Origin of the sequence: Geobacillus thermocatenulatus (genome assembly GCF_002217655.1) — a bacterium.
Classification (GTDB): domain Bacteria; phylum Bacillota; class Bacilli; order Bacillales; family Anoxybacillaceae; genus Geobacillus; species Geobacillus thermocatenulatus.
In genome coordinates, this window is the sequence record NZ_NEWK01000002.1 from 822323 (window position 1) to 834133 (window position 11811).

Genomic DNA, 11811 nt, shown 5'->3' on the forward strand with positions numbered 1-11811 from the left:
TCACCCCACCATTCCCATCAAATATACAACGGTAAAAATGAACACCCAGACGACGTCGATGAAGTGCCAATACAGGCTTGCGACGTAAAATTTCGGGGCGTTGTATAAATTCAACCCACGCTTAGCATTGCGAATCATGAGCGTCAAAATCCAAAGCAACCCGAACGCGACGTGGCTTCCGTGCGTGCCAACGAGCGTGTAGAATGCTGAAGCGAAAGCGCTGGTCGTAAACTTATGGCCTTCATGCACATATTCATTGAACTCGTAAATTTCCAAGCCCAAAAAGCCGGCGCCAAGCAAAACGGTAATGCCAAACCAGAGCTGCATCTTTTTAAAGTCAAAGTTTTTCATATGATAAATGGCATACACGCTCGTCAAGCTGCTGGTTAGCAGCAGCATCGTTGCCATGAACACAACCGGCATTTGGAACAGTTCTTCCGCCGAAGGACCTCCGTTCGTTTTATCTTTCAGCGCCAAATAGGTGGCGAAGAGAGAGGCGAACAGCACCGTCTCTCCGCCTAAAAAGAGCCAGAAGCCGAGAAACTTATTTTTTCCCTCAAGGGTGGCGCGTTCCGGCGCGGCTGGAAACGTCTCGGCCGTCAATTTTTCCTCTGCATGCATCAGGCGTTCGCCTCCTTCTTCTCAAGTTCAAGCACTTCTTCTTTATGGATGTGGAAGCCGTGATCATCGATCACCGAGCGCAAGAACATCGAACCGAGCGTAATGAGCAGACCGAGAATGCCGACCGGCAAGCCCCATCCGGCGTCATTATGATACGTAAAGCCGAAGGCGGCGACAAACAGGCCGAACGCAATGACAAACGGCAAAAACGACGAATTCGGCATATGGATGTCGCCAAGCGGTTCAGCTGGCGTCAATTCTTTTTTGCCTTCCATTTTTTCAAGCCAGAAAGCATCCAAGCCACGGACAAGCGGTGTTTGCGCAAAGTTGTACACCGGCGGCGGCGAAGCGATCGCCCATTCGAGCGTGCGGCCGTCGCCCCATGCATCGCCCGGCACTTTTTCGCCTTTTGCTGTCGTTACCACAATGTTAATAAGTAAAATAATCGTGGCAGCCGCCATAAAGAACGCACCGACCGTGCTGACGAAGTTCCCTGTCTCCCATCCTTGGTTCGGCAAATACGTAAAGACGCGGCGCGGCATTCCTGTTAAACCAAGGAAATGTTGGATAAAGAACGTTAAATGGAAACCGATAAAGAACAGCCAGAATGTCATTTTGCCAAGCGTTTCGTTCAACATGCGGCCAAACATTTTCGGCCACCAGTAATGCGTGCCCGCAAGCAGAGCGAACACAACCCCGCCGACGATGACGTAATGGAAGTGCGCGACAACGAAATAGCTGTCATGGTATTGGTAGTCTGCGGCCGCCGCCGCCAACATGACCCCGGTCACCCCGCCCATGACGAACGACGGGATGAAGGCGACGGCATAATGCATTGGCGTTGTGAATTTGATGCTCCCGCCCCACATGGTAAACAGCCAGTTAAAAATTTTGACTCCTGTCGGAACGGCGATCGTCATCGTTGCCACCGCAAAGATGGCATTCGCGATCGGCCCCATCCCGACCGTGAACATATGGTGCGCCCATACCATGAACCCTAAGAACGCGATGAGCACGGTCGCAAACACCATTGACGAATAGCCGAACAGCCGCTTGCGCGAGAACGTCGCAAAAATTTCCGAGAAAATGCCGAACGCCGGCAAAACAAGAATGTAGACTTCCGGATGGCCGAATACCCAGAACAAGTGCTCCCAAATGATCGTATTGCCGCCGGCAGCTGGGTTAAAGAAGTTGCCGCCAAACAAACGATCCATCATCATAAAAATCAAACCAACCGTCAGCGGTGGAAACGCAAACAAGATGAGCGCCGACGTCACAAACGTCGCCCATGTGAACATCGGCATGCGCATAAACGTCATGCCTGGAGCGCGCATATTAATGATCGTGACAAGGAAGTTAATCCCGCCCATTAGTGTACCGAAGCCGGAAATTTGCAGCCCGAGCGTATAAAAATCAATGCCATGATGCGCTTTTGAGTCAAGCGACAGCGACGCATACGACGTCCAACCAGCGTCCGGCGCGCCGCCCAAAAACCATGAACAGTTCAAAAACAAACCGCCGAAGAAAAACATCCAGAATCCAAGAGCGTTCAAAAACGGGAACGCGACGTCGCGCGCACCGATCTGCAGCGGCACAACTGCGTTCATAAAGGCGAAAATAAGCGGCATGGCAGCCAAGAAAATCATCGTCGTTCCGTGCATCGTCAACACTTCGTTATACAACCCGCCGACAAGGAAATCGTTGTTCGGCTTCGCGAGCTGAATGCGGATGAACAACGCCTCAAGACCGCCGAGCAGGAAAAAAAACCCGCCGGAAATCAAGTACAAATGGGCGATTTTTTTATGGTCGACCGTTGTCAAGTAATCCCATAAAACGGCGCCGACACCCTTTTTGCGAGCGATCGTACTCACGGTAAAACCCCCTTCGCATGCTTTATTCCACTTTTAAGCTCATCAAATATTTCGTCAATGCGTCAATTTGCTCTTCCGTCAAGTGGCCGTATGTACCCGCCATTTTATTTCCAGGCTTCACGCTGTTCGGGTCTCTCAGCCATTTTTTTAGATTTTCTTCATTATGTTCCAAAATACCGGCAATTCGTTCGCGATCGCCAAAATCCGCCAAGTTCGGCGCTGTGCGCGCTTGCGCCGGACGCTTATCAAGAGGCGTCACCGCATGACAGCCAATACAGCTTTTATTGAAAATCGCTTCCCCTTCTTTGGCGACCGGATCAGTGACAACCGGTTTTTTCGCATTTTGCATCTTTTTCACCCAGGCGTCAAATTGGTCGCGCGGCAACGGCCGAACTTTAAAATCCATCAGCGCATGGGACGGACCGCAAAGCTCCGCACATTTGCCGTAAAAGACGCCGCCGGCTTTATCGGTCGCTTTTTGATCAAAAACAAGCCAAAATTGGTTTTTGTTGTCCGTGTTCGTATCCATTTTGCCGCCGACCGCCGGAATCCAGAACGAATGTTTGACATCCGACGCAATCAAGTTGAAATACACTTTTTCATTCGTCGGCACAACCAAGTCTTGGCTCGTGATAATGCCGTAATCTGGATATTCAAACTCCCACCAGTATTGGTTGGCGCGAACATTGACGACAACTGTATTCTTATCGCGTTTTTTGTCGTTCATCGCCTTGACGTCGGCGAGTTTAAATGTAGTCAATACCGTCGGCACAGCCAAAATGAGCAAGAGGATGATCGGAATGACAGTCCAAATAATTTCCAGCTTATGACTTCCTTCCACTTGCTTCGGGATTTTGTTTTCTTCCCCCTTGCGCCGCCGGAAGCGGATGACAACGTAAACGAAGATGATCGCCACGACGACAATGACGAGCACCATGATCGATGTGCTCAACAACATGAGCGAATACTGCATGTCCGCTACTTCACCGGCGGGCTGGAGCGTCGATAAAAACGGCTTGCCGCAGCCGGCGAGCAACAGCGCCATCATCCCGAACAGGGAAAATAAGCGCCAGTTACAGAGCCCCTTGTTCATAGCCTAATCAAACCCCTCTTTCCTTTGATGGATAAATGTGTATGTCAATTCTTTCACAAAGAAAGAATTTTAACCTGCTCACCAAATCGTAGCGATGACCATTGCCACGAACAAAATGGTCAAATAGTTGAGCGAATAGACGAACATCCACTTCGCCCATTTGATGTCATCTTTCATTTTCAAACCCGCTAATCCCAGCAGCAGCCAGCCGACATTGAGCAGCGTGGCCACGACTAAAAATGGAACACCAAGCGAGAACAAGTAAAACGGCAACGGCAGCAAACACGCCACCCAAACGATGATTTGCCGCTTCGTCATGGCGAATCCATGGACGACCGGCAGCATCGGGATGCCGGCGGTGCGGTATTCTTCACACCGCTTCATCGCCAACGCCAAAAAGTGCGGCGGCTGCCACAAAAACATGATTAAAAACAGGATGAACGGAACAATATGGAAATCCGGATCAACCGCCGTCCAGCCGATCACCGGCGGCACCGCGCCGGAAATGCTGCCGACAACGGTGTTGATCGTGTAATGGCGCTTCGTCCAAAGCGTATAGAAAAAGACGTATGTCACCATACCGATCAATCCAACGACAGCAGCCGTAACCGTTGTCATAAGCAGGCTCATCTCGCCGATTGCGACAAGACCAATCCCAAGCCAAAGCACCCGCCGCGGATCCATCGTCCCGGTGACGGTCGGGCGTGCTTTCGTTCGCTCCATATATTGATCAATGTCGCGGTCAATGTAGTTGTTGATCGCACATGAACCCGCGATGACAAGCGCTGCCCCAAACAGCGTGAAAAAAACAAGATGCAGGTTCTCCAAAAAGTGTTCCCCAGTAAAATAAAACGCCAGCCACATCCCGGCGAACGTCGTAATCAAATTCGAATTGACGATTCCGATTTTCACAACAGACGATAACTCTCTCCAAACTGTCTTGACGCTCACATGCGAGCGATGACCGGCATCGGCCGCATCCTGGTGCACCGCTTTCAATTCGGCCATGTCTCCTGTTCCTCCTCGCTGCGCCGCTCCTTGCCCGGCCGGCGCCGTGATGTTGCCTGAAATTCTTTCCAACGCCAAATAGCCAAAACGGGCTGTTTCCTCTTTATATTAAATCACATTTTTTCCTCATCATGTGAACTTTTTTTGAATAATTTGTGTCAAATTTTTGAATGCGCGCACCCAAAACGGCTCATTCGCTTGTCCCATTAATATTTCTAGCAAACTTAATCGACTTATTCAATATGCAAACGTCATTTTGTGTTTCCGGCTGCCATCGTGTAAAATAGATTTGGCTTGGCAGCACGGTTGGCTGCAATAAAATCCATCACTTTACTAATATGGACAAAATCACAGTTTCTCAATACAAGAAGGTGAAGATTTTGCAACGTTCACTGAAATGGTTCGCCTCGGCAACCACGTTGGCAATGTTGTTTGTTTTAATTGGTGGAGCGCTTGTGACCAAAACCGGCTCCGGCATGGGGTGCGGCCGATCATGGCCGCTGTGCAACGGCCAATGGGTGCCGGATCAGATTACGCCTGAGCTCATCATCGAGCTGAGCCATCGACTCGTTTCCGGCTTTGCCGGCATCATGGTGCTCATCCTTTCCATCTGGGCGTGGAGAGCCATTGGCCATGTGCGGGAGACAAAGTTTTTAGCTGTCATATCGTTTGTCTTTCTCGTCTTGCAAGGGCTGATCGGCGCCGCCGCGGTCGTGTGGGGGCAGTCCGATTTCGTCCTCGCCTTGCATTTCGGCATTTCGCTCATTTCGTTTGCCGCTGTGCTGCTGTTGACGCTATTGATTTTTGAAATCGACAAAACGTTTTCCGCCGCTTCCCTTTCGCTTGACGGCAAAATGCGGTTTCATATTTACGGCATCACCATATACTCATACATCGTCGTCTACACCGGGGCGCTCGTGCGCCATACGAACGCCAGCCTCGCCTGTCCGAGCTGGCCGCTTTGCGCGAAAACGCGCCTCCTCCCGGCTCAGTTTCATGAATGGGTGCAGATGGGTCATCGATTGGCCGCTCTTGTCATCATCATTTGGATCGCTGCTGCCGCCATACACGCTGTGCGTCATTATCGCGAACAGCCGGTCATCTACTACGGATGGCTCATCGCTCTTTTGCTCGTGCTCGCGCAAATGACAACCGGAGCGCTTGTCGTTTTTACGCAGCTGAATTTATACATTGCCTTGGCGCATGCCTTTTTCATTTCCTGCCTGTTCGGCGTGCTCAGCTATTTATTGCTCTTGGCGCTCCGCACCCGCCGCGCGCCGGTAAAAGCCGCCGACCACTCAGCCGAGGAAGCGGCGCCGGCCACGTTGAAATGACGGCCATCCATCCGCAAACAAAAAGGGATGCCCGCCAAAACTTGGGCACCCCTTTTTTTTGTTCGGTATAGACCGTTTCATTTGGACAGCTCAATCAGCAAATCGCCCGCCTGAATGGCGTCGCCGCTTTTGACGTAAATGTCTTTGACAATGCCGGCAAACGGCGCCTGCACCGTCGTTTCCATCTTCATGGCTTCCGTTACCATCAAATGGTCGCCTTTGTCGACTTTTTCCCCTTTCTCCACGAGCACTTTCACTACCGTGCCCGGCATCGTGGCGGCAATGTGGTTCGGATTCGTCCGATCGGCCTTGATGCGCTCAGCAACGGCCGCTTTGATGCTTTCATCGCGGATGATGACTTCGCGCGGCTGGCCGTTCAGCTCGAAGTAAACGACGCGTGTGCCGTCCGCCTGAGGCTGGCCGATGGAGACGAGTTTGACGATGAGCGTTTTCCCACGCTCAATCTCCACTTCAATTTCCTCGCCGAGGCGCATGCCGTACAGGAACGTCGGTGTATCGAGCACGGAAATATCGCCGTATTTTTCGACCGTTTCGGCATATTCCAAAAACACTTTCGGATAAAGCGCATAGGCAATGACGTCAAAGTCGGTCACTTCGCGGCCGAGCTTGTCATACAGCTCCCGCTTGATTTGCTCGAAATCAACCGGCTCAAGCAGCTCGCCCGGGCGAACGGTGATCGGTTCGCGCCCTTTCAAAATAATGCGCTGCAACTCTTTCGGAAACCCGCCATGCGGCTGGCCTAAATAGCCTTCGAAAAACTCCACGACCGAGTCTGGGAAATTAAGCGTTTCGCCGCGTTCAAAAATGTCTTGCTCCGTCAAATTGTTTTGCACCATATAAAGCGCCATGTCGCCGACGACTTTCGATGATGGCGTCACTTTGACGATGTCGCCGAACAAGTCGTTGACGCGGCGGTACATTTCTTTCACTTCATCCCACCGATCGCCGAGGCCGACCGCTTTCGCCTGCTGTTGCAGGTTGCTGTACTGGCCGCCTGGCATCTCATGCATATATACTTCCGTATGCGGCGCATTCATGCCGCTTTCAAACTCCTGATAAAATTTGCGCACGTCTTCCCAATAGCGGGCCAACTGCTCAAGGCCGTAAATATCGACCTCCGGCGCCCGCTCCGTTCCTTCAAGGGCATAGTAGAGCGTATTGGCGCTCGGCTGCGACGTCAAGCCGGCCATCGAGCTGACGGCGACATCGACAATATCGACGCCGGCTTCGATCGCTTTGGCGTACGTGTAAATGCCGTTGCCGCTCGTATCGTGCGTATGCAAATGGATCGGAATGTCGACCGTTTCCTTGAGAGCGGAAATGAGCACATACGCCGCCTGCGGCTTCAACAGGCCGGCCATATCCTTAATGCCTAAAATGTGCGCTCCGGCTTGCTCGAGCTCTTTCGCCAAGGCTTTGTAATAATCCAAATTGTACTTCGGCCGGTTCGGGTCCAAAATATCGCCTGTATAGCAAATCGCCGCCTCGGCGATTTTGCCGCTTTGCCGGACGGCATCGATCGCCACCGTCATCCCTTTCACCCAGTTTAGGCTGTCGAAAATGCGGAACACATCAATGCCGGCTTGCGCCGATTTTTCAACGAACTCGCGGATGACGTTGTCGGGATAGTTTTTATACCCTACGGCGTTGGCGGAGCGAAGAAGCATCTGGAACAGCACGTTCGGGATGCGCTCGCGCAGCTTCAACAGGCGGTCCCACGGATCTTCTTTCAAAAAGCGGTATGCCACATCAAACGTCGCCCCGCCCCACATCTCAAGCGAGAATAAGTTGGGCAGCAAACGCGCCGTCGGCTCAGCGATCCGCAACAAGTCGATCGTGCGGACGCGGGTCGCCAACAACGACTGATGAGCGTCGCGGAACGTCGTATCCGTCAGCAAAACACGCGATTGCTCTTGAATCCAGCGAACAAGCCCTTCAGGTCCGCGTTCGTCCAACATTTGCTTCGTTCCCGCTGGGATCGGCTCCGTTTGGCTCACCTTCGGCACGCGCGGTTTGTCAAACACCGGCTTTTTCTTTTTGCCGATGCCAGGGAAGCCGTTGACCGTCACCGTGCCGATGTACGTCAACATTTTCGTCCCACGGTCTTTCCGGCGCGGGAATACAAACAATTCCGGCGTCGTATCGATAAATGACGTATCATATTCCCCCGACAAAAATTTCGGATGCTGAACGACGTTTTCCAAAAACGGAATGTTCGTTTTAATGCCGCGGATGCGGAATTCGCGCAAGTTGCGCAGCATTTTTCTTGCCGCCTGCTCAAACGTCAACGCCCATGTCGACACTTTCACGAGCAGCGAATCGTAATACGGCGTAATAACCGCCCCTTGGAAGCCATTGCCGGCATCCAAGCGCACGCCAAAACCGCCGCCGGAACGGTACGCCATAATTTTCCCCGTATCCGGCATAAAGTTGTTGAGCGGGTCTTCCGTCGTCACCCGCGACTGAATGGCGTAGCCGTTGATGCGGATGTCCTCCTGCTTTGGAATGCCGACTTCCGGGCTGTGGAGCGAAAATCCGTCGGCGATTAAAATTTGCGACTGGACGATGTCAATCCCGGTGATCATTTCGGTGATCGTATGCTCAACTTGGATGCGCGGATTGACTTCGATGAAATAAAACTCGTCTCCGGAGACGAGAAACTCAACCGTGCCGGCGTTGACGTAGCCGACGCTTCTCATGAGCCGGACCGCCGCCTCGCAAATGCGCTCGCGCAGCTCGTCCGACAACGAGACGCTTGGCGCGACTTCCACGACTTTTTGATGGCGGCGCTGCACCGAGCAGTCGCGTTCATAAAGGTGAACGATGTTTCCTTCGTGGTCGCCCAAAATTTGCACTTCAATATGCTTCGGCTTTTCGACCAGCTTTTCAACATAAACGTCATCGCTGCCAAACGCTGCTTTCGCTTCCGACTTAGCCCGCTCAAACGCTTCCTTCACTTCTGACTTCGAGCGGACGATGCGCATGCCCCGGCCGCCGCCGCCAAGCGCCGCTTTAATGATGATCGGGTATCCGTGCGTCTCAGCAAAGCGGACGACGTCTTCAAGGCCGCCGACCGGTCCATTGCTGCCCGGGATGACCGGAATGCCCGCCTTCATGGCCGCATGCCGCGCTTTCACTTTATCGCCGAACATATCCAAATGTTCTTCGTTCGGGCCGATGAAAATAATCCCCTCTTCCCGGCACCGTTTGGCAAATTGAATGTTTTCCGACAAAAACCCATATCCCGGGTGGATGGCATCGACATCGTGGGCTTTGGCGATCTCAATGATGCCTTCGATGTCCAAGTAGGCTTCGATCGGCTTTTTCCCTTCCCCGACTAAATACGCCTCATCCGCTTTGTAGCGATGGTACGATCCGGCGTCTTCCTTCGAATAAATCGCCACGGTGCGGATATCAAGCTCCGTGCAGGCGCGGAAAACGCGAATGGCGATCTCTCCACGGTTGGCTGCCAGCACTTTGCGAATTCGTCTTGTCCTCATTCTGTCCCTCCTCCTTTATTTAATAAAAGTATAAAAGTTTTGCCGATTTGTAAATACACTTTCTAAAAAGTCAGACCTCTTTTCTGTTTGCTGACCATCGTTTTTTCCGCTTTTTTATACCGTTGTTCGTACTTTGCAAACATCGAAATGTTCACCAAAAGCCCGAGCGAAGCCATGGTCAGGACAAGCGACGTTCCCCCGTAGCTGACAAGCGGCAGCGGCACCCCTGTAATCGGAATAAGGCCAACGACCCCACCAACGTTAATGAACGTTTGAAAGCCGATCATGACGGAGATGCCGATCGCAAGCAGGCTCCCAAACGCATCGTGGGAGCGGCGGGCAATCCAAAGCCCGCGCAGCACGATAAACGCCAATAACCCAAGCGTGAACGCTACACCAAATAAGCCGAGCTCTTCGGCGATGACCGCCATAATAAAATCGGTGTGCGACTCTGGCAGGTAGCCGTATTTTTGAATGCCTTTGCCAAGCCCCACTCCTTTCAGCCCGCCAAGCCCGATCGCCAAATACGAATTCACGAGCTGGTAGCCATCGCCATTTGCGTATTGAAAGGGATCCAAAAAGCTGTAAATCCGTCCCAACCGTTCAGGGGAAAAAATCTTTTTTCCTATCACCGGAAGCCACATGGGTGACAGCACAGTCGCGATCAACACAAAAAAAAGCATCTGCTTGAGAAGCAACGTGAGGCGCAAGCCGGACGAAACAATGATGCACATCGCGATGGCAAACACGATCGCCGCCGTTCCGAAGTCAGGCTGTATGGCAATCAGGAAACAAATCACCAATGTATAATAAATGGGGAACAAATTGCTTTTCGCCGGCTCGGCCAGCCGCTTCCGCTTGTTGGCGAACGCTGCGGCCAAGTATAAAATCAGGCCGAGCTTCGCGAGCTCCGCCGGTTGGATCGAGAGTGCCCCGACGCGAAACCAGCTTGTTGCGTTGTTGGCCGTATGGCCGAGAAAAGCGACGGCGATCAGCATCAATGGAGAAGCAAAAAAGACGAGTTTCACCCATCGCTCCGCCCGCCACACTTTATAGGGAATCGCCATCATGATGGCGAACGCGATGAATCCGGCAATCAGCCACAGTTTTTGCCGCTCGTAAAAATAGTCGCTTGGCACTTCAAAGCGGATGACGGCGGTGACCATGCTCGAGCTGTACACCATAATCAATCCGAACAACGACAGCATGATGACCGTAGCGATCAGCGGATAATCATAGCACTTCAATACTTTTTTCCATAATTGTCGTTCCATCGTTCCTCTTCCCTGTGAACATATATGTACTTAAAATCATTCGCAGCGGCGCGCTGTTTTCCTGCCGAAAAACAGAAAAACTCAAACGATGGTGTGCCAATCGTTTGAGTTGCCTTATATTCTTATCGCACGCGCTTTTTGGCCACGGCCTCGTGCAACGCGGAAAGTTCGCGCTCAAGCCGGTCAAGGAGCGCTTTTCCGTCTTTCGCCTCCACAAGCCCGAGGCGCACTGCAAAATCAACTTCCCGTGACAAACCGAACATTTGCGTGTCAAGCACTTCTTCATACACCGGACATTGCGGCATCGTCAAATGGTCCATTTGCACGCGGATGAGTTGGATGATCTTCTCTGCATCCGCTTGTAAAAGCGCGTACGCCTTCTCCCGATAGCTCATCGATTCGTCCGTCACATCGATCCCTCCGTTCTCTCCCCTATCCTTCTTTACATCTTAACGTGAAACAAGCCATTTTGCAAGTTGAAACCGTTGACAGCAACCCGCCTGGAACATGACAAGCTCTTTCGTTATTATTATACTAAAAACGGTGGGAACATGCAGAGGAGAGGTGTTTCATGAACGATATTATTGTGCTGACAGGAAAGGTGAAGTTTACGATCACGCTTGACCCCGGCGTCTGGATTTTCGACGACCGGAAAGTGGACATGGATGCGTATTTTTCGGAGCCGGCTCCACAGCCGACGGAAGCGGAGCAAGAGGACGAGGAAATCAAAAAGCTGTCGGCATTTTGGGACCGGGAAATTCAAGAGGGCGCGGTTTTTCCGCCGACGTTGAAAACGGAGCGGCGCTTTTTGAAGGAGAACATCATCACCGGCTCGTTCGGCATGCCGTTCGCCCCATTTTTGCGAAACGCTGAGCCGCATGAAGACGCGTCTGAACTTGTCATTGAGACGGAACATGGAGAAACCGTGATCCCTCTGGAAAAGGCGTACGACCTGATTTTCGCTTTTTCCCAAAACGGAAAACCGCTAAGCGACGACGGTCCGGTGCACATTTATTTTGGCGACGGCTCCAACCGCGAGGCGCCGATTACTCATGTGCGTCGGCTCGTCGTCCGATGACCGGGCGCCCC

General features: G+C 52.2%; 9 protein-coding genes. 2 read left to right on the forward strand and 7 right to left on the reverse strand.

The window, feature by feature from the left end; all coding sequences use genetic code 11:
• From ctaE to cyoE, 4 genes are all read right to left on the reverse strand, one after another.
• Complete coding sequence (gene ctaE / locus B9L19_RS13005) at positions 1-621, reverse strand: cytochrome c oxidase subunit III (protein WP_011230584.1); 621 nt, start codon at positions 619-621, stop codon at positions 1-3.
• Positions 621-2492 (reverse strand): cytochrome c oxidase subunit I, encoded by a 1872-nt coding sequence (gene ctaD / locus B9L19_RS13010; protein ID WP_025949707.1) that lies wholly within the window; start codon positions 2490-2492, stop codon positions 621-623. Before ctaD ends, ctaE begins: the two co-directional genes overlap by 1 nt.
• Positions 2493-2514: 22 nt before the next feature.
• Complete coding sequence (gene coxB / locus B9L19_RS13015; protein WP_089113955.1) at positions 2515-3585, reverse strand: cytochrome c oxidase subunit II; 1071 nt, start codon at positions 3583-3585, stop codon at positions 2515-2517.
• 78 nt (positions 3586-3663) lie between these two features.
• Positions 3664-4593: a heme o synthase gene (cyoE, locus tag B9L19_RS13020; protein WP_025949705.1), complete on the reverse strand. Its 930-nt coding sequence runs from the start codon at positions 4591-4593 to the stop codon at positions 3664-3666.
• Positions 4594-4973: 380 nt separating this feature from the next.
• Here cyoE and B9L19_RS13025 point away from each other — a divergent pair, with 380 nt between their 5' ends.
• On the forward strand, positions 4974-5927 hold the full coding sequence (locus tag B9L19_RS13025) for a COX15/CtaA family protein (RefSeq protein ID WP_015374340.1): 954 nt from the start codon (positions 4974-4976) through the stop codon (positions 5925-5927).
• A gap of 77 nt (positions 5928-6004) precedes the next feature.
• On the opposite strand, the gene pyc is transcribed toward B9L19_RS13025, so the two are convergent.
• The 3 genes from pyc to B9L19_RS13040 all read right to left on the reverse strand — a co-directional run bounded on the left by pyc (position 6005) and on the right by B9L19_RS13040 (position 11132).
• Positions 6005-9448 carry a pyruvate carboxylase gene (gene pyc, locus B9L19_RS13030; protein WP_047753395.1) on the reverse strand — a complete coding sequence of 1148 codons (3444 nt, stop codon included), beginning with the start codon at positions 9446-9448 and terminating at the stop codon, positions 6005-6007.
• Positions 9449-9510: 62 nt separating this feature from the next.
• Positions 9511-10722: a putative lipid II flippase FtsW gene (gene ftsW, locus B9L19_RS13035; RefSeq protein WP_025949703.1), complete on the reverse strand. Its 1212-nt coding sequence runs from the start codon at positions 10720-10722 to the stop codon at positions 9511-9513.
• A gap of 122 nt (positions 10723-10844) precedes the next feature.
• The gene (locus B9L19_RS13040) at positions 10845-11132 is read right to left on the reverse strand and encodes an Fpa/YlaN family protein (RefSeq protein WP_025949702.1); all 288 of its coding nucleotides are present in this window, start codon (positions 11130-11132) and stop codon (positions 10845-10847) included.
• Between the two features lie 161 nt (positions 11133-11293).
• Between B9L19_RS13040 and B9L19_RS13045 the strand changes: the two genes are divergently transcribed.
• Positions 11294-11800, forward strand: coding sequence for a molybdopterin-binding protein (locus B9L19_RS13045; RefSeq protein WP_047753396.1), 507 nt, complete (start codon positions 11294-11296; stop codon positions 11798-11800).
• Positions 11801-11811: the final 11 nt, after the last annotated feature.

Coding starts and splice junctions, on each gene's coding strand:
- ctaE (WP_011230584.1), bottom strand. CDS start 621: ATGCATGCAGAGGAAAAATTGACGGCCGAGACGTTTCCAGCCGCGCCG.
- coxB (WP_089113955.1), bottom strand. CDS start 3,585: ATGAACAAGGGGCTCTGTAACTGGCGCTTATTTTCCCTGTTCGGGATG.
- cyoE (WP_025949705.1), bottom strand. CDS start 4,593: ATGGCCGAATTGAAAGCGGTGCACCAGGATGCGGCCGATGCCGGTCAT.
- pyc (WP_047753395.1), bottom strand. CDS start 9,448: ATGAGGACAAGACGAATTCGCAAAGTGCTGGCAGCCAACCGTGGAGAG.
- ftsW (WP_025949703.1), bottom strand. CDS start 10,722: ATGGAACGACAATTATGGAAAAAAGTATTGAAGTGCTATGATTATCCG.
- B9L19_RS13045 (WP_047753396.1), top strand. CDS start 11,294: ATGAACGATATTATTGTGCTGACAGGAAAGGTGAAGTTTACGATCACG.